The sequence below is a fragment of the Verrucomicrobiia bacterium genome, assembly GCA_019694135.1.
Classification (GTDB): Bacteria; Verrucomicrobiota; Verrucomicrobiia; order JADLBR01; family JAIBCM01; genus JAIBCM01.
The window spans coordinates 258,792-275,726 of sequence record JAIBCM010000003.1; the positions used below are offsets into that span (position 1 = coordinate 258,792).

A 16,935-nucleotide genomic window follows, 5' to 3' on the forward strand; every position below is an offset into this window, starting at 1 on the left:
AACTCGTTTCATAACTTACTTCGCATTTAACAGTTTCTTAAGAGAAGGATAAGAATCAGGCGAATTCGGATTCGGAGGCAAATTCGTAATCAACTGCACCACACGATCCCCTCCTTCTCCCTTATATCTTTCAACAAATTTTTTAAAATCTTCACTCGCTGCATCATCCGCCTTGTCACTAACCACCCGCAACGCAACATGTGGCACAGCATAACTCTCCAACACCGACAACAAACCAAATAAATTCATATCCACGGCTTGCGCTTGCGTGCTATCACGCAACTCATTTCTAAACCGTTCCGAAGCAATAAACGCTTCACCCGAAGCCACCGTAATTTTTTTCAATTCATTTTCCAAAACCATTTCTTTCACCCAACTCGGAAAAGGCAAAACAAACTCTGCTCGCTCGCCTCGTTGAAATGCCGAACCCGTTTGAGTCCCTTTTTGATAAGCCACCACATTCGTCACCAAACACCATTGCCCCACCTTCAAATCGTCCAACAACGCCCCAATCGGACCCAACGAAATCGCCAAATCGCAACGAAACCGACTCAACAACGCCTGCGCAGAAATCGCGCTCTCCACCACCCCCGCACCCATTTTCACACCGTAAACCTGATGCGCTCCCAGCCGCACCGTTTCAATCGATCGATTCCCCACTTTAGTCGCACCGTTTACCGATTGAGCCTGCGCCTTGATTTGATCCCAATCCCGTTCCAAAGCATAAAACACCGCAATCTCATCCGCCCAAATCCGCCAACTTAAAAATAATCCAACACTTAGAATAAGCGCTAATTTCACACCTTGATTTTAAACGATTTTCTGCAGGAGTAAAGCTAAGCTAAAAGACATCAACTCTCGAAAGCCATTATTTAAAAACCTGCCAGAGGGGAGATTTGAACTCCCGACCAAGGGCTTATGAGTCCCCTGCTCTACCACTGAGCTACCCTGGCTCTGGTTTTTTCTTAGAATAATAAACCTTCTGCGTAAAACAAATTTTTATATTCTAGTTACGAGTTACCAATCACCAGTCACTTACCTCACGCCTGATCCACCCATTTACGACGTTGACCTTGCAATAAATTTTTAATGCGCCGTTTCAATTCTTTATTTTCTGAATTATTCAACCGGGGATCCTGCTCCACTGTCTCACGCGCAAAAGTTTGCGCTTTACGAATCAAATCCCAGTCCGTCACCAAATTTCCTAATCGAAATGGAGCGACCCCACTTTGCCGTTTTCCTAAAACATCCCCTACTCCTCGTAACTGCAAATCGGCTTCCGCAATTTTAAAACCATCTTGGGTCTCTTCCAAAATTTTTAATCGCTCCCAACTTTCAGCATTTTTCGCCTGACTCACTAAAATACAATAAGACGTGTGTGGTCCGCGTCCAATGCGACCCCGGAGTTGATGCAATTGTGCTAAACCAAAACGTTCCGCATTTTCAATAATCATCACTGAAGCATTGGGCACATCCACGCCCACCTCAATTACAGTCGTAGCAACTAAAACCGAAATTTTACCCTCCCGAAATTCCTCCATTAACAATTCTTTTTCCTGAGCTTTCAATTTTCCATGCAATGCCACTACGGAATAAGGGGCTAATTGTTTCTGCAAAGTTTCGACCTGTTTTTTAACCGTTTTCAAAACCTTCTCATCACCCTCTTCAATCGCCGGATAAACAATATAAACTTGTCGCCCCTGCTTACACTGCACACATACAAAATCCCAAATTTTTTTCAAAGCCTCTTCTGATCGCAATGCTGTGATCATTTTACCACGACCTTTCGGCATCTCATCAATCACCGAAACATCCAGATCGCCATACACAGTTAAGCCAAGCGTGCGAGGTATTGGCGTCGCGGTCATCACCAGAACATGCGGCGATTCTCCTTTCGCACGCAAACGAGCGCGTTGTTCCACACCAAATTTATGTTGCTCATCAATCACAATTAATCCCAGATTTTCCAAGCGCACCTTTTCCTGAAATAAAGCATGCGTTCCAACCCAAATTTGCGGCTTAAAAAAATCGCCTGATTGCGTTTTTTTATTTCCTGTCATCAAACCAATCGTCAATCCCATTCCTTTCAAAAGTCGACGCAAGGTTAAGAAATGTTGATTCGCAAGAATATCCGTAGGCGCCATGAATGCCGCAGTAAATCCCGCCTCTACCGCTTGCAAAATTGCAAGAATGGCCACCAAAGTTTTCCCAGAACCCACATCCCCTTGCAGCAAACGATTCATGGGATGTTCTCGATTCAAATCCGCACTAATTTCTAAAAACACACGTTGCTGTGCTACAGTCGGCGTAAATTGAAGTTCAGTAAGAAACTTGGGGATGAACTGCGAACTCGGGGCTATCGCTTTTCCCAAAGCCACCTTATTCTTATGACGACGCAACGCCAAAAGACTTTGCCAAACATAAAATTCGTCAAAGGCTAAGCGTTTTCGCGCTTTTTCGGCATGCACAAAATTTTCGGGAAAATGAAGCTGCCAAAGATTTTCCTGCCACGATCTCCCTTCTCGAGCCATGGGCAACCATTCCTGATATTGCGAATCCAATTGTTTCAACGCACGAAAAATAATACTGCGATAAACGCGTTGCGACAAACCATGGGTCAAAGCATAAATCGGCACAATGCGCTCCATATGAACTTGCCTCTCGGCATCATCATAGATCGGTTCCCACTCCGGCATATCCAGCACCCAACGATTTCGAGATTGTTTCAACTTGCCAAAAACATAGAGCTCAACAGTTTTACCTTCCCATTGCTTGGCTAAATAAGGAACATTAAACCAGCGCAATTGCAAAGCCATCGAAGAATAGCTCAACGTTTTCGCAGAAACTTCAATAATTGATCTTCCCCCTCGCAAACGTCGCATTTTTACACTTTGAAAACGAACCGGTATAGCAATCCATTCTCCATCTTCCCATGGTTTACTAGCTACCTCAGTTGCATGCGACCTTCGATCCTCATAACGCCTTGGTTTAGTAAAAAAAAGATCTTCTACCGTAAAAATATCCAATACTTCAAAAAGCGCAGAACGCGTTGCACCGACAAAAGGCAACTGAATCAAAGGCGTGTTAAGTGTGTCAAAGCTAGGGCGTATTGGCATATACAGATAGGAGGGCTGTCGGCGAAGGGTTGAACGTTAAAAAAAATGAATCGACTTCGCAACGACAATATCCTTGGTTCTTATCAAAAAATGAGTTATACTGTTAAAAAAATGAAAAGTTGTAAATTGTGGTGGCTTAATTTCCGTGGGAAGTTTCAAAGCAAAAGTTTCTGGAATATCAGCTCTGTGCTGTTGGTTCTATTTAGTTTTATTTATCAATCTCAAAGTGACAGCGCCATAAGTTTAATGACACCCGGTTCAGTGATCAAAGGATTTAAAATTCCTCGCTTTAATGAAAAAGGCGAAACTATCGCCCAACTCTCAGGAGAAAGCGCAAAGATTATGGATTCCGAACGCATTCTAATACAAGATATGCGCTATGAAACCTTGGAAAAACATAAACCCCATTTTCAATTCGAAGCCGAAAGTGGCATTTTTCATCGCAAAGCAGAAATTCTGACCTCAAAAAAACGCGTGCACTTTTATCGGGACAACTTAAAAATTAATGGAACCGGTCTGGTATGGAATTTAAAAAATAATCAGTGTCGCATGGCTTCAAATGTAGTTATGCTTATTCAAAACATGGAACAGGGATTAACACAGTAACATGAAAACACTAAAAATATTTCGATTATGTTTAGCCACCAGCATCGTGTTGCTTGGAACAGTTTACTTTTTTTCCTGCTACGCCGCTTCTTCCCCATCCACACCACCTAACACCAATGGTGTCACAGAAGTCACTTCCGATACGATGGATGCCAATTTAGAAAAAAATGAAGCGCTCTTTAAAGGGCATGTAGAGGTCAAAGATCCCACATTTCGCATGACAGCAGACGAAATGACGGTTTATTTTCAAGAAAACACCAATAGCATCGAACGCATTCACGCTCGAGGCAACGTTCGCATCGACCAAAAAAATAAAAAAGCTGAGTCTCAAGAAGCCAATTATTTTGTAAAAGAAGCACGCATCGTTTTAACAGGAAATCCCAAAGTTCATGAAGAAGGAAAAACCTTGGAAGGCAAAACCATCACCTTTTTCCGAAACACACAAAAAACACAAGTAGAAGGACGCACCACCCTCGTCATCACAGACCCCAGTTTTCTTCCTAAACCTAAATCCGATAACAATACCAACCAATAATTTTATGGCACTCTTGCAAGCAAAAGATCTGCAAAAAAGTTACGACGAACGCAAGGTCGTTAATCACGTTGATATTTCCGTAGACTCAGGAGAAATTGTAGGATTACTCGGTCCCAATGGAGCGGGTAAAACTACTAGTTTTTACATGATTGTAGGATTAGTAGCTCCCAGCGGAGGATCAGTTTATTTTAAAGGAAAAGACATCACCCAAATTCCCATGCATCGCCGCGCTAGAATGGGGATGGGTTATCTTTCTCAAGAACCCTCCGTCTTTCGAAAACTTTCCGTTGAAGACAATATGAAAGCCATTGCAGAAACTTTACATGTTTCAGCCAAAGAAAGAAAAGACACCTGCGATCGCCTCTTAACCGAACTCGGTTTAAATCATGTGCGTCGCAGCATAGCTTTCACGTTAAGTGGTGGTGAGCGACGCCGTTTAGAAATCGCTCGCGCTTTAATCACGCACCCTACTTTTCTTTTGTTAGATGAACCTTTCAGTGGAGTGGATCCCAAAGCCGTCAACGATGTTCAAGACATTATCCTAGATTTGCAAAAAAAAGGCTTAGGCATATTAATCACCGACCATAATGTGCGCGAAACGTTAACCGTTTGCCAAAGAGCCTATTTAATTTGTGAAGGAAAAGTCGAACGCGAAGGAACCAGCCAATTTTTAATTAACGATCCCATGAGTCGAGAGCTTTATTTAGGACCTCGTTTTTCACTATAAAATGGATAACCCCTAACCGACATGAAACGACGCAAGATCACGGTCGCCCAATTTTTCAAAAATCATGGTCGCGCCTTACAACTGCAACTTGTTGCGGGCGAAGCTGGGCTTGCTCGCTATATCAAAGAAGGCTCCGTTAATCGCCCGGGATTAGCCTTTGCCGGTTTCTATCGTTATTTTGCTAGAAACCGCATCCAAATTATTGGCAAACACGAAACCTCTTATCTCAACCACTTACCTGCAAGCCAACAACGCTCTAGCGTTAAAACGTTTTTTCAAAGTGAAGTCCCCTGCGTCATTTTCGCTAGAAAACTAAAGCCCCCACGCATCTTTCTACAAGAAGCCGAACGCCATGGAATTCCCGTTTTTGTCTCCCCACAAATCACCATGCGCCTATCCAATGCAACCACTATTCTTCTAGAACTCGACTTTGCTCCCACTACCAGCGAACACGGTAGCATGGTCGATATTCAAGGCATTGGGGTCTTAATTCGTGGAAAAAGTGGCGTGGGAAAAAGTGAAGCCGTTTTGGGATTAATCGAACGCGGTTACAGCCTCGTCGCTGATGATATTTGCAAAATTCGCTGCTTTGAAGGACGCGAATTAATTGGAACCGCCTCGGATCTCACCCGTTATCACATGGAAATTCGCGGCCTTGGCATCATTGATGTCGGCACAACTTTTGGCGTCGGCAGCATTCGTTATGAAAAACGCATCGACTTTGTCACCACATTAACCGAGTGGGACGAGGTTGATGAAATTGACCGCACCGGTCTCGATCAAAAATATTACGAAATTCTTGGCATTCGCTTGCCACATGTCATAATACCGGTGAAAACTGGTAGAGACGTAGCCCGACTTATTGAAGTTGCCGCACTCGACGCCAAATTAAAAAGTATTGGAAAAAATGCTGCTGTTGACTTTAATGAAAAATTGTTAGCTTTAATGAAACCGAATCCAGCCTCATGAACAAAACCTCCTCCACAGAAAAAAAGACCGCTCGCGAATTTACTATTCTTAACAAACTCGGCGTGCATGCTCGACCCGCCGCCATGTTCGTTAAAACAGCAAACCGATTCCCTTGCGATATTTTAGTCGAAAAAGATGGCGAAGAAGTCAACGGCAAAAGCATCATGGGCCTCATGATGTTGGCAGCAGGTTGCGGTTCAAAAATTCGGGTAACAGCCTTGGGACAAGCAGCCCAAGATGCTTTAGATGAACTTGAACAACTCATCATCAATAAATTCGACGAAGATTAGGATGAAAAATTATGGCCCACGCGAACTCCTCAGCTGAATTTCGCGTAACAGGTCTAGCCGCTTCACCCGGCTTAGCTCAAGCGCGTCTTCTTATCATCGACTTCGATGATATTACCATTCCGCGTTACTCTATTGAAGAAAATCAAATTACTGATGAAATTGCTCGATTCAACAACGCCATAGAAAAAACTAAGCATCAACTTATCGATATCCAAAAAGAAGTGCGCGAAAATTTAGGCGAAAAAGATGCTGAAATTTTTGAGGCGCATCTTCTCGTCTTGGAAGATGCCACCCTCTTAGGCGCCACTCACAAACAATTAGCCTTAAAAAAACTCAACGTCGAAGCTGTCTATCATCATGTCATTCAACATTACACCGAAGCTTTGGAATCTTTAAAAGATTCTTACCTTTGCGAACGCGCGGCGGATGTGCGTGATGTTTCGCGTCGCGTTTTTCAGAATCTTACTGGCAATCACGGTTCACTTATTCATGCTATTAAAGAACCTTGCATTATCGTCGCCTACGACCTTACCCCTTCTGAAACCGCTCAATTACCACGCGACAAAGTCATGGGTTTCGTGACCTACATCGGTAGCAAAACTTCTCACGCGGCCATTATGGCTCGATCCATGGATATTCCTGCCATTGTCGGCTTACAAGAATCTCCAATCACCTTGGAAAGCGGCATGTTCGCTTTACTCGATGGCACTCATGGCGTCTTAGTCATTAATCCTTCCCCTGAAACTATCGCCCAATTCGGCGCCTTGGAATCACGACACGAAGCCGTCGTGCAAAATCTCGAGCAACTTCGCGAAACTAAAGCCGTCACGCTCGATAATCGACATATCATGCTTTCCGCAAACATTGAAATCTTAGAGGATTTACCTGACATCTTGGAAAGCGGCGCAGAAGGCATTGGCCTATTTCGATCCGAATTTCTTTTTACTCAATCCGATCATTTACCCGACGAAGAAACGCAATACCAATCTTACCTTCAAGCTGCCCAATCTGTAAAACCCTACCCCATCATCTTGCGCACTTTGGATATTGGCGGCGATAAATTAATGGGCGACTACTTTGAAGAAGATCAAAATCCTTTTTTGGGCGTTCGCGCCATTCGTTTTTGTCTCGCGCACCCCGATTTATTTCGCACGCAACTTCGCGCCATGCTACGCGCCAGCACTGAAAAAAATGTAAAAATCATGCTGCCGATGGTTTCCGGTTTGTCGGAAGTGCTCCAAGCCAAAACTCTCATCGAAGAAGAAAAAGAGAAACTTCGCCAACAAGGCATTCCTTTTGATGAAAAAATTGAGCTTGGCATCATGGTCGAAACCCCTTCCGCCGCTCTGATTGCTGATATTCTCGCCAAGGAAGTCAATTTCTTCAGTATCGGAACCAACGACCTCATCCAATACTCCATCGCTATTGATCGGGGTAATGAACGCTTGGCACATCTCTACGAACCTACACATCCTGGTGTTTTACGATTGATTCGACAAATCATACAAGCCGCTCACGAAAACTCAATTTGGTGCGGCCTCTGCGGTGAAATGGCTGGCGATTTTATTCTTGTTCCACTGCTTGTTGGCTTAGGCGTAGACGAATTAAGCTCAGGCGCCGCCCAAGTGCCTCGTGTCAAACGCGTGATCCAATCCATCTCTTACGAAGAAATGAAAACATTGGCCCATGAACTTTTACAACTCACCTCTTCCAGCGAAATCATCAACCGTCTTGATGAACTGGGTCGAGCTCGATTCCCTGAACTATTCGAATGAACTGCACAGATTTGGTAAAAACTGCCATTGCAGAAGATTTAGGTTCGAGTGAGGATATCACCACCGCTTTTTTTATTCCTAAAACGAGACAAGGCCAAGCTCGCATTTTCACTAAAGAATCAGCTATCCTCTCTGGTTCAGAACCGGCAAATGAGGTATTGCGTCAATTCCATTTGAATGCTCATGCTCAATGGTTTCGAAACGATGGCGACTCTTTGGAACCAGGCCAAACCATTCTACAAATCAGCGGTTCGCTTCATGCTCTACTTGCTGCAGAGCGAACCTTACTCAATTTTTTACAGCATCTTTCCGGAATCGCTACTCTAACCCGTCGTTACGTGGAAAAAATTGCGGGCACACGCGCCAAAATTCTCGACACACGCAAAACCCTTCCCGGTTGGCGTCATCTGGCAAAAGCCGCCGTAAAACATGGCGGAGGCTGCAACCATCGCTTCGGTTTGTATGATCAAGTATTAGTAAAAGACAATCATCTCGCGGCTTTGAAAAATGGAAAATCGGATTTAAAATCTATCATTCAGCAAATTCGAAAACAAAATCCTGAAATAAAAATTGAAATGGAAGCAGAAACGCTAGAACAAGTCGCTCATTTTACAACCTTGCCCATTGACATCATTTTACTAGATAACATGCCAATAAAAATTTTACACGAAGCTGTTAAACAAATTGCCGGTCGCTGCCAAACCGAAGCTTCGGGAGGCATCACTCTAGAAACAGTTCGCGCCATTGCCGAAACGGGCGTTGATTTTATTTCTGTAGGAGCCTTAACTCACTCTGTTAAAGCGATCGATTTTTCGATGGAAATATTATGAAACCGGCTTCTCTCATTCTTCGTCAACTGCGCTCTTCACCCACTCAAACATGGCATGAAGACTCCCTAGCTCATCAACTTGCTCTCTCGCCTGAAATGGTGCGTCAAGAAATCCACGCCTTACAACAAGGCGGCTTTCCCATCGTCGAAGAACCTTTTTATGGCTATCGTTTACTCCATTCCCCAGACCTACTTATCGCCGAAAATATAGAATCTTACCTGCCAGAAAACATTGCCATTCCTTGGCGTTGCCTCGTCTATCGCGAAACCACATCGACCAATGATCGCGTCAATCAACTTATTGAACAAAGTGAAAAAGAAGGTCTTGCTCTTTTCGCCGAATCCCAAACTCAAGGTCGCGGTCGCTTACAGCGCGTTTGGGAATCCCAAGCCGGTGTGGGACTCTGGTTTTCATTACTTCTCAGACCTTACTGGAGCATCGCTTGGACCAATCGTTTAACCGTTATCGCCGCTGCTGCTGTGGTTAAAGGATTGGAAAAACTAAGCAACGAAAAATTTCAAATCAAATGGCCTAATGATATTTTTCTTCGTGACAAAAAATTAGGAGGCATCCTTACCGAAACCAAAGTCAACGGCAACCAAATCTATTCCGCGGTGATTGGTATCGGTCTCAACATCAACCACACTCTAGAAAACTTTTCAGAAAATATAAAACCTCTCGCCACTTCCTTATCGCAAGCCACCGGACAACACTGGATTCGCGCCGAAATTGCCGGCGCTATTCTCACCCAATTTTCTAGACTCTACACCGGTAATTTTGAAGAGAGCCAAACTTTATGGCAAGAGCGTTGCTTGACCTTAAAACGCGATGTCATCGTCCAAACCGCTACAGGAAAAATCGAAGGCCGCGCAGAAACCATTGCGGAAGATGGTTGCCTCATGATTCGCGATAACAACGGCTACTTGCAATGGGTTAATTCTGGCGAAATCATTAACACGTGAAATCTTTTTCTCCTCTTCTCATCGACATCAGCAACACGTTTACCAAATACACGGTAGACCTTAAAAAAATTTATCGCCTCCCCACCTCTCAATGGAATCGGAAAACATGTAAAACACTTGCCCAAAAACTAAAAACTTCCCATGCAATGATTAGTTCCGTAGTTCCTAAAATAAATCACCATTTTGCTAGCGCTTTCCCTCACACCCATTTTCTATCCCATAAAAGTCCACTCGACATCGCAATTGATTACCCACAACCCCAACACATTGGCGCCGATCGTCTCGCAAACACCGTTGCCGTAGCTGCTCAAAAATTAGCGCCTGCCATTGTCATCGATTTTGGCACCGCCGTCACTTTCGACGTCATCGACGCCCGCAATACTTATCTCGGTGGGGTCATTGCTCCCGGCATTCAAGCCTTAACCAATTACCTTCACGAAAAAACTGCACTCTTGCCTACCATTCAACTTTCCCCTCCTTCTCGCGCGATTGGACAAAGTACAAAAGAAGCCATGCAAATCGGCGCCATGATCGGCTATCCAGGGCTCATTCAAGCCATTCTCCAAGCCATCCGCAAGGAAATGAAAACTCGAAAAAAAATTCATATGATTGCTACCGGCGGCGATGCCAAACTTCTTGCGCAAAAATTAAAACGCCAACACCTCCTCACCCATATCGACCCTCAACTCACTTTGAAAGGTCTCGCTATCGTAGCTCAAAAAATTTGGGGCTAAATTGATCCTCTACGCGGATGGGGTGAGATTCGAACTCACGGTCCAGGATTACTGGACGCCGGTTTTCAAGACCGGTGCATTCAACCACTCTGCCACCCATCCTTAATTCAAATTTAAAACATATGATAAATTATGAAGGGAAAAAATTTAACGCTGCATTGCCATTAAATCGGGATATCTACCGTAATCACTAGCAATCCAAGGAGTATACATAATATTTAATAAAACACCATTGTATGTATTATACTTTAAATTCCATCCATCAGGAATTTTTGTGCCAGAGCTCCATTTAAAAACATCTACCTCTTGATCATTATAAAAAGCTCCTACTGTTACGGCTACAGGAATACCAAATCGTTTAGTTGCTGAAGGACTAAGATATAAAACAGCCTCATTAATTCCTTTCGGAACATTGGCATAACGAACTAATCCCGTTAACACTCGGAATCGATCCTCTACCTGAACAAGCACTTCATAATTAAATACTAATCCATCGGCCCATTCAGGTAGTGAAGAAAAAGTAGTAATTAACTTAGACCACTTACCTCCACCTCCCTGTGCCGCTTCTGTTTCGATGTTAAATTTTGTCATTTTTACGGCTGGTGGGGCATTAGTATCAACTTGAGCAAAAATGATACTTGAACAATTTATTAAAAGAAAAATACAATAAATAATTTTTTTCATAAAAATGTTTTTCTAGTTATATGAATTTCTGGTTGATTTTGTTGATTAAATCTTATTTCTATATCTGCCTTTAACAATGCTTTTGATAAAGCACGATCAGTATTTTTCCTTTTTATTTCACCTGCACTGTAAATGGTAAAGTTTTGTGACCTTAAAGTTAAAGCATTAGCAATAAAACGCATAAAATCCTCTTTACGAAAATCATATTTTTCTGAATTCTTCATTCCAGGAACAGTTAAAATATTTCCTATATTAATAAAGGGCTTACTAGTAGTTTTTGTTAATAAATCAGCAAAGTAAGTGTATTGATTACCAATATTTGAAGCACCATAAAAAAGTTGTTCAAAAGTCAAATTTTTAGCAGTATTAACATTGATAAATCCGTCTATCATAGGTTGGCTATTAACGTTAATTTCATCAATCAATCCAGTATGAAAATAGTTTAAAATTGGAGCATCTGAATTAGAATCAGGAGTTTGCTCACCTCCAAAAACTTTTAAAGTTTTCCAAGGATCGCCAGAGAAAATATAGCCCATGTCAGCAAGGGATTGAAAATTAGTGCTAGCCACATAAAAATGATTGGCGGCATTTTCATTTGCATACCAACGATGATTAGGAGATACACCTTGAATGCCATCTCCAGCTTCCATTGCGACTGAAAAATCAATTGGTGTCAAAGGATCAGGTGTTGTCGTCCCCACTTCAGCAGTCTTACTTTGAATCCAATTTTGAGAAAGATAATTTAGCCTTGGATCGTTGTTAAGATGATATTCTAATTTATTTGGCTTCTCCGTATATTTAAAAATTCTAGAACCCGGTGATTGACCTTGTGAAATAAATTCAGGGGGTTCCGCAGGAATTGGTTGTTCCGAAAGGCTATCCAAAATCTGAACATAACCTGAAATTCCAGAGGTACTAGTGTATAGCAGCCTGACTTTTTCTATTTCAAATTTTAAATCATTAAAATTTACAGCCTGACTATTCCCTTGTTGAAAAAAACTTTTAAAATTAGCGTAATTAGCGGAACCAGATGTAGGCTGAGGAAAACTCCACCCACTAAATGGGACAAAGAACTTAGGAAACCCTGGTGGCATGTCTGTTAACTTTTCATTCAAATCCTTTAAAAAATAATTCGAAGCATCATCTCCATAAGAGCCTCCAGAGGCACTCCCGGTAACTTTAATTGATATTTCAACGCTATAATTTACGTTCCATTCCAAAGAATTTGCCGTCCAAGGATAAACCAGTCCCAATGTTGAAACTACACGGGTAGAATTAATTTTACCCGCATTATTACCAGAACCCATATTGAGAATCATTCCAGTCCCCACGAAATTAATAAAAGGGTGTCCCTGCAACCCACCATTTACCAATTTAGCTTCTATACCCAAATAACTCGGATTTTGGTCGTTATCTGTGGTTGGTATAACATCAGAATCTAAATAATCTATAATATTAGCTAAAATTTGGCGCCCTTTAACCATTCCATACTTTTTCTTTAAATAAGAAAAATCACCACTACCCCATTCTTCAGATTGTACCCCATCTAATAATTGATCAATTAATGCTGCACGAGGATTACCTAAAGCTTGGCTCATAGACAAAGAATCGATATATTGAGCCAATTTTTTAATATTTATCTGCTTCCCTCCCTCGGGAGTCAAATAACTTGCATACGATTTCAAAGTATAATCATATTCATTAGCCTTTTCCTGAGCAGGAGCCACTTGATTAATACTACTCGGGGTTAACAAAAAATTTGATGCACTCGAAATTGCTAAAAGTTCAGCTTGAGAAAATAATGATCCATTTTTTCTTAAGAGCGAGAATTCATTTAAATTAGTTAAATACTCTCTGGGTTTACCTTGAGCAACTAAAGCATTTTGTTTGGAGTTTGCTTCATCGATCCAATAACCATAACGAAATTCCATATTGGTATTACCACCAGCATATAATGACGTGTAACCAACATCTCTTACAACTCCATCAGCTACTTGAATAATATTAGTTGCGTTTCCCAATGCTGTATACATGTAGTTGCTTCCCACTACATTTGTAGTTCCATAGCGAAATTTTAATAGATAAGGCTTGTGGTAGTTAGTATTTGAAGTGTCAACTTCATCTACAGTTACATAATGATAATTAGTTAATCCATCTGTCAATTTAATCATAGCTTCAGCTAATCCAGCTTCTGCCGCCATTTGCGCTTGCGTCACATTCACAATATTCCTCGCTGCGATGCGTTCGATGCGCATGTTGGTGAGGAAAGCAGTGACGCTGACGGTTAAAACCACGAGTAGAAGCAACACGCTAATGAGGGCAAAACCTTTTTGCTCCGTTTTTTTTCTGCGGTAGGTTGGGTTGGATTTTGTTTTCATGGTTAACATAACAAAGGTTTGAAGCCGGCTTGTTTGAAGTGGCGATCACTGGCCAGGGCTTGGGTTAATCTCAATTCTCGCATGACAACAAAGCTGGTGCAGTCGGTGAAGGAATAATCTTTGTCTTCGTGTTTAAACAAAAAATCGCGCGCTTGGAAAAAACGGTTTTCATTAATCCATTCGATTTGCACGGGATTGCCGGAAAATATTTTTTTAAAAAAAGGCGCTATTAAGTAAGAATAACGGCGAGATCGAAATAGGGTCACTGTTTCATCAATGATATAATCTGTCGTAATCATACTAAAATTTAAGGGAGACATTTGGGTTAACCAGTCTTGAGCCGATTCATGAGCCAAATCATCATCATTAAGAATCGCCATCCACCCGCTTGTGTCGACAAATATCTCAATATTCATAAATCAAACGATCCATTTCTTCATTAGTCATCGGCCCCATACTCACAGACATAGCAAATAGACTCTTAACAAAATCAACACTCTTTTCAGCGGATTTTTTGACGTGAGGCAAAGCAGGCTCCAATCGCACTGCTGGACGTCCGCGATAGGTCAAAATCATGCTTTGGCCATTTTCCACCTTCTTTACAATGGTTTCCGCATTATGCCGTAAATCAAGCATAGTAATGGTAGGCACCTGCATCTCTTTTTCTACTGCGGTTTCACGCAATAACATGGGCGCTTTTTTCACGGCTTTATATTTGATCGATCTCTTTTTCATAAGTTAAAGTTAAACTTAAAGTTTAACTCAATCAAATTTAATCGTAAATTTTTCATATTCACTTCACTCCGGGCCTATCAATGGAATCCTCGTTGTAAATTGTTGCACGTAAGGTTGGATGCTATTGCGATACATTTCCGAACCCTTTTCAAACCATCCATTAGGATCAATCCCCTGCGCTTTAATTTTCCGGGTAGCTTGGGCATTAAGGGCTTTGAATTCGACTTGCACGGAAGCTGGCAAATTCGTTTTAACGGTAAGGGGATAATTCATTACGGCACCGTTTGTGTCGAGCGCTGTGACTTGAAAATCCCACACGTAGGCGGCTAGGGTACTATCTGTAGCGTTATCGCGATTGGCCGGTGCGGGTTGAAAAAGTTGAGAGGGATTACCCAAAAGAGGAAAAGTGTCATCGCTATTGCGGAAGTAGCGTTTCAACATAAAAGCGCCTCGAGAATCGTCCCAATAACAATAAAATCCTACTGCACAAACATCACTTTTACCCCCGTTATTCTTCACGGTGGTTAAAGCATAGATTTCTTGATTCGGAGGCGTGGGCGATGGCGATCTCTCACCCAATATTAAAGTAGCTACTTGCGAATTCCCTCGTAATGTATTACGCAAGTCACGCGAAATAATATGCAAAGCCGCACGCGCTTCGCGAAAGGCATCGGTGCGTTGCTCGGCATTTTGCCAAGTGCGCATAGATAATTCAAAAATCTGAAAAAGCAAAGCCATTAATAGCGATAAAACTGCCATGGAAATAAGCAATTCCAACAAGGTAAAAGCTTTTTTGCGCGATCGAAGGCAGGCTATTTTTTTCATTTCAAATCCCCCACAAATGATACAAATTTTAAAGCGCTGACATTATTCGTAGGCAGCCAAGTCACCGTTAAAGCCACTTGATTGACCCGACTAGGATTGCTCGTCGGAAAATTGGTTGGACTATTGTTAAAATCTAAATTGAGAAAAAAAACGCTTTCCGCGCTTTCCACATTAGTGATGTTGCCATTGATATCGCTATAAAGTTGCAAAGGTCCATTTTGAGAAGACAGATTCACATCTTCTCCAAATAATTCCACCTTATCAAATGGTTGAGAGCGCAAAGTCGAATAAATCGATTGGGCCATCAATGCAGCGCGAGTTTCGTTAGCTGTGTCACGACTCGAGTTAAGGCCAGAAGGCAACAAACCTAAAATAGCGATAATTCCAATCGCCACCACTCCCACCGCCGCCACGACTTCCACGAGCGAAAAGGCGGAAAATTTTTTCTTCAAAGGAAAGCATTTTATTTTCATAAAAATTAGCGATTCGCTCCCGCTTCAACACTTTCCGGTGGTGTCCAATGCGCCAACCCAGTGTAAGGCGAAACACGAATTTCATCGAAATAAATCGCTTCTCTACTCTGCTCCGCGACCTGTCCCGCTTTCGAAGTAAAAATCTCATTACCATCCTCGCCCACAAACCCTTCAAACACATAGAAAGCTAATTGATTGGAATCCGTAGGTGTGCTGACAGCTCCCATTTCATCAAATTGAACATATTTTAAATTAATAGAACCTCCGCCGGAAAAATCGCGTGGCACAGGAAAGTTAAGCGTTTGTGTCGAACCAAAAAAGGATTGCGAATCATTTCGCAACGCTGTGCCTTCCGGCAAAAAATTCCAACGCGACACAGCAACAATATTACTCTTTCCATCATCGGTTTGTTGATAAATCGCAAACGAACGGTGACGATATTTTTCTGGCGCAGAAGCGTCCGCAAAAACCATATAAACCGGTCGCCCTTGTGAAATTGCCAAAGATCGTGCTTGCGAAAAACCACTTAATAAAGTCGAGATGGCCCCCTTTTTTCCTGAAACGGTTGTCACACTTTTTAAAGCCGGCAGCGAGATAGCGCTCAACAATGCGATAATGGCAATCACAGCCATTAACTCAATCAACGTGAAACCCAGTTGCTGCTTCAGGTTCTTCATCTCTTATTAAGATCGCAATTTTTTGCAAAAAGACAAGTAAAATTTTGTATATACTTTGTAAATCAGGAAAGAAATGGTTTTAGCCAGCAGCTAACAGCTAAGCGCTTAATAAATATCTTCGTAATCTCGACGATGGGTGTCATTCGAAGGGCGCGAATGAGAGCGATTCCCTGCTGGCGGAATCATGACAACAGGCAAACGCAAATCGAGAGGGCCATGTTGTCCTAACGACTCATAATGCTCTAACTCGAAAACGTCTAACAACTTATTCATCACTGGTTCATAGCCCTTATGTTGCCAATAGCGACCATACAACCGATATTGAAAATTTTGATCTGCTGTGCGATTGCCAAGACTTCGATGTGGTGCCAAACATTTATCCTCTTTTAAAAGAACTAAACGCGCATCATCCCAAGACTCTTCGGGACGCTTGACCCATCCCCAAACCTGTAAATTTGTGTAATAAACACGTTGCCCTAACCAATACTCCGGAGGATTCGCATTTAACTCAGCCGCGGTAATATCCGGCCTATCCGGCGAATCAGGCACCGTAGCACAACCCACGACAAATAATGACATCCCAAAAATTAAAAAAAAGTTTTTCATTTTTTCCTCTTAA

The 16,935-nt window shown here is 42.2% G+C and carries 19 protein-coding genes and 2 tRNA genes; 9 read left to right on the top strand and 12 right to left on the bottom strand.

What is annotated here, in order from left to right; genetic code table 11:
* Window positions 1–15: 15 nt before the first annotated feature.
* The 3 genes from K1X66_05805 to recG all read right to left on the bottom strand — a co-directional run bounded on the left by K1X66_05805 (window position 16) and on the right by recG (window position 3,116).
* Window positions 16–801 carry a 5'-methylthioadenosine/S-adenosylhomocysteine nucleosidase gene (locus K1X66_05805; protein MBX7157882.1) on the bottom strand — a complete coding sequence of 262 codons (786 nt, stop codon included), beginning with the start codon at window positions 799–801 and terminating at the stop codon, window positions 16–18.
* 80 nt (window positions 802–881) lie between these two features.
* Window positions 882–953: transfer RNA gene (locus tag K1X66_05810), tRNA-Met, on the bottom strand.
* An 87-nt stretch (window positions 954–1,040) separates the two neighbouring features.
* Window positions 1,041–3,116 (bottom strand): ATP-dependent DNA helicase RecG, encoded by a 2,076-nt coding sequence (recG, locus tag K1X66_05815; protein ID MBX7157883.1) that lies wholly within the window; start codon window positions 3,114–3,116, stop codon window positions 1,041–1,043.
* 246 nt (window positions 3,117–3,362) lie between these two features.
* On the opposite strand from recG, the gene K1X66_05820 reads away from it, so the two are divergent.
* The 9 genes from K1X66_05820 to K1X66_05860 are packed head-to-tail and all read left to right on the top strand — an operon-like array spanning window position 3,363 to window position 10,544.
* Window positions 3,363–3,722, top strand: coding sequence for a hypothetical protein (locus tag K1X66_05820; protein MBX7157884.1), 360 nt, complete (start codon window positions 3,363–3,365; stop codon window positions 3,720–3,722).
* A 1-nt stretch (window position 3,723) separates the two neighbouring features.
* On the top strand, window positions 3,724–4,257 hold the full coding sequence (gene lptA / locus K1X66_05825) for a lipopolysaccharide transport periplasmic protein LptA (GenBank protein MBX7157885.1): 534 nt from the start codon (window positions 3,724–3,726) through the stop codon (window positions 4,255–4,257).
* Between the two features lie 4 nt (window positions 4,258–4,261).
* A complete protein-coding gene (gene lptB / locus K1X66_05830) occupies window positions 4,262–4,984 on the top strand; it encodes an LPS export ABC transporter ATP-binding protein (protein ID MBX7157886.1) in 723 nt (240 codons plus the stop codon).
* A 21-nt stretch (window positions 4,985–5,005) separates the two neighbouring features.
* Window positions 5,006–5,953 carry an HPr(Ser) kinase/phosphatase gene (hprK, locus tag K1X66_05835; GenBank protein MBX7157887.1) on the top strand — a complete coding sequence of 316 codons (948 nt, stop codon included), beginning with the start codon at window positions 5,006–5,008 and terminating at the stop codon, window positions 5,951–5,953.
* A complete protein-coding gene (locus tag K1X66_05840) occupies window positions 5,950–6,243 on the top strand; it encodes an HPr family phosphocarrier protein (protein MBX7157888.1) in 294 nt (97 codons plus the stop codon). Before hprK ends, K1X66_05840 begins: the two co-directional genes overlap by 4 nt.
* A gap of 11 nt (window positions 6,244–6,254) precedes the next feature.
* Entirely contained in the window at window positions 6,255–8,018 is a 1,764-nt protein-coding gene (ptsP, locus tag K1X66_05845; GenBank protein ID MBX7157889.1) for a phosphoenolpyruvate--protein phosphotransferase, read from the top strand.
* Entirely contained in the window at window positions 8,015–8,848 is an 834-nt protein-coding gene (nadC, locus tag K1X66_05850) for a carboxylating nicotinate-nucleotide diphosphorylase (GenBank protein ID MBX7157890.1), read from the top strand. Before ptsP ends, nadC begins: the two co-directional genes overlap by 4 nt.
* Window positions 8,845–9,810 carry a biotin--[acetyl-CoA-carboxylase] ligase gene (locus K1X66_05855; protein MBX7157891.1) on the top strand — a complete coding sequence of 322 codons (966 nt, stop codon included), beginning with the start codon at window positions 8,845–8,847 and terminating at the stop codon, window positions 9,808–9,810. Before nadC ends, K1X66_05855 begins: the two co-directional genes overlap by 4 nt.
* On the top strand, window positions 9,807–10,544 hold the full coding sequence (locus tag K1X66_05860; protein ID MBX7157892.1) for a type III pantothenate kinase: 738 nt from the start codon (window positions 9,807–9,809) through the stop codon (window positions 10,542–10,544). The genes K1X66_05855 and K1X66_05860 overlap by 4 nt, the downstream gene beginning before the upstream one ends.
* Window positions 10,545–10,558: 14 nt before the next feature.
* Here K1X66_05860 and K1X66_05865 read toward each other — a convergent pair.
* The 9 genes from K1X66_05865 to K1X66_05905 all read right to left on the bottom strand — a co-directional run bounded on the left by K1X66_05865 (window position 10,559) and on the right by K1X66_05905 (window position 16,922).
* Window positions 10,559–10,646 (bottom strand) — tRNA-Ser (locus K1X66_05865).
* Between the two features lie 45 nt (window positions 10,647–10,691).
* Entirely contained in the window at window positions 10,692–11,228 is a 537-nt protein-coding gene (locus tag K1X66_05870; GenBank protein MBX7157893.1) for a hypothetical protein, read from the bottom strand.
* Window positions 11,225–13,606, bottom strand: a complete 2,382-nt coding sequence (locus K1X66_05875; protein MBX7157894.1) for a hypothetical protein — start codon at window positions 13,604–13,606, stop codon at window positions 11,225–11,227. The genes K1X66_05870 and K1X66_05875 overlap by 4 nt, the downstream gene beginning before the upstream one ends.
* A 2-nt stretch (window positions 13,607–13,608) precedes the next feature.
* Window positions 13,609–14,022: a PIN domain-containing protein gene (locus K1X66_05880; GenBank protein MBX7157895.1), complete on the bottom strand. Its 414-nt coding sequence runs from the start codon at window positions 14,020–14,022 to the stop codon at window positions 13,609–13,611.
* The gene (locus K1X66_05885) at window positions 14,012–14,341 is read right to left on the bottom strand and encodes a type II toxin-antitoxin system prevent-host-death family antitoxin (protein ID MBX7157896.1); all 330 of its coding nucleotides are present in this window, start codon (window positions 14,339–14,341) and stop codon (window positions 14,012–14,014) included. The genes K1X66_05880 and K1X66_05885 overlap by 11 nt, the downstream gene beginning before the upstream one ends.
* Window positions 14,342–14,404: 63 nt before the next feature.
* The gene (locus K1X66_05890) at window positions 14,405–15,166 is read right to left on the bottom strand and encodes a prepilin-type N-terminal cleavage/methylation domain-containing protein (protein MBX7157897.1); all 762 of its coding nucleotides are present in this window, start codon (window positions 15,164–15,166) and stop codon (window positions 14,405–14,407) included.
* The gene (gene vccB / locus K1X66_05895) at window positions 15,163–15,639 is read right to left on the bottom strand and encodes a Verru_Chthon cassette protein B (GenBank protein ID MBX7157898.1); all 477 of its coding nucleotides are present in this window, start codon (window positions 15,637–15,639) and stop codon (window positions 15,163–15,165) included. The genes K1X66_05890 and vccB overlap by 4 nt, the downstream gene beginning before the upstream one ends.
* Window positions 15,640–15,644: 5 nt before the next feature.
* The gene (locus tag K1X66_05900) at window positions 15,645–16,307 is read right to left on the bottom strand and encodes a prepilin-type N-terminal cleavage/methylation domain-containing protein (protein ID MBX7157899.1); all 663 of its coding nucleotides are present in this window, start codon (window positions 16,305–16,307) and stop codon (window positions 15,645–15,647) included.
* 114 nt (window positions 16,308–16,421) lie between these two features.
* Window positions 16,422–16,922 (bottom strand): hypothetical protein, encoded by a 501-nt coding sequence (locus K1X66_05905; GenBank protein ID MBX7157900.1) that lies wholly within the window; start codon window positions 16,920–16,922, stop codon window positions 16,422–16,424.
* Between the last annotated feature and the right edge of the window lie 13 nt (window positions 16,923–16,935).

Bases quoted from the DNA above. Each gene is read 5' to 3' on its own strand.
- K1X66_05820 (MBX7157884.1), top strand. From the start codon at position 3,363: ATGACACCCGGTTCAGTGATCAAAGGATTTAAAATTCCTCGCTTTAAT.
- K1X66_05885 (MBX7157896.1), bottom strand. From the start codon at position 14,341: ATGAAAAAGAGATCGATCAAATATAAAGCCGTGAAAAAAGCGCCCATG.
- K1X66_05875 (MBX7157894.1), bottom strand. From the start codon at position 13,606: ATGAAAACAAAATCCAACCCAACCTACCGCAGAAAAAAAACGGAGCAA.
- K1X66_05890 (MBX7157897.1), bottom strand. From the start codon at position 15,166: ATGAAAAAAATAGCCTGCCTTCGATCGCGCAAAAAAGCTTTTACCTTG.
- ptsP (MBX7157889.1), top strand. From the start codon at position 6,255: ATGGCCCACGCGAACTCCTCAGCTGAATTTCGCGTAACAGGTCTAGCC.
- K1X66_05855 (MBX7157891.1), top strand. From the start codon at position 8,845: ATGAAACCGGCTTCTCTCATTCTTCGTCAACTGCGCTCTTCACCCACT.
- K1X66_05840 (MBX7157888.1), top strand. From the start codon at position 5,950: ATGAACAAAACCTCCTCCACAGAAAAAAAGACCGCTCGCGAATTTACT.
- K1X66_05870 (MBX7157893.1), bottom strand. From the start codon at position 11,228: ATGAAAAAAATTATTTATTGTATTTTTCTTTTAATAAATTGTTCAAGT.
- vccB (MBX7157898.1), bottom strand. From the start codon at position 15,639: ATGAAAATAAAATGCTTTCCTTTGAAGAAAAAATTTTCCGCCTTTTCG.
- lptA (MBX7157885.1), top strand. From the start codon at position 3,724: ATGAAAACACTAAAAATATTTCGATTATGTTTAGCCACCAGCATCGTG.
- recG (MBX7157883.1), bottom strand. From the start codon at position 3,116: ATGCCAATACGCCCTAGCTTTGACACACTTAACACGCCTTTGATTCAG.
- lptB (MBX7157886.1), top strand. From the start codon at position 4,262: ATGGCACTCTTGCAAGCAAAAGATCTGCAAAAAAGTTACGACGAACGC.
- nadC (MBX7157890.1), top strand. From the start codon at position 8,015: ATGAACTGCACAGATTTGGTAAAAACTGCCATTGCAGAAGATTTAGGT.
- K1X66_05905 (MBX7157900.1), bottom strand. From the start codon at position 16,922: ATGAAAAACTTTTTTTTAATTTTTGGGATGTCATTATTTGTCGTGGGT.
- hprK (MBX7157887.1), top strand. From the start codon at position 5,006: ATGAAACGACGCAAGATCACGGTCGCCCAATTTTTCAAAAATCATGGT.
- K1X66_05880 (MBX7157895.1), bottom strand. From the start codon at position 14,022: ATGAATATTGAGATATTTGTCGACACAAGCGGGTGGATGGCGATTCTT.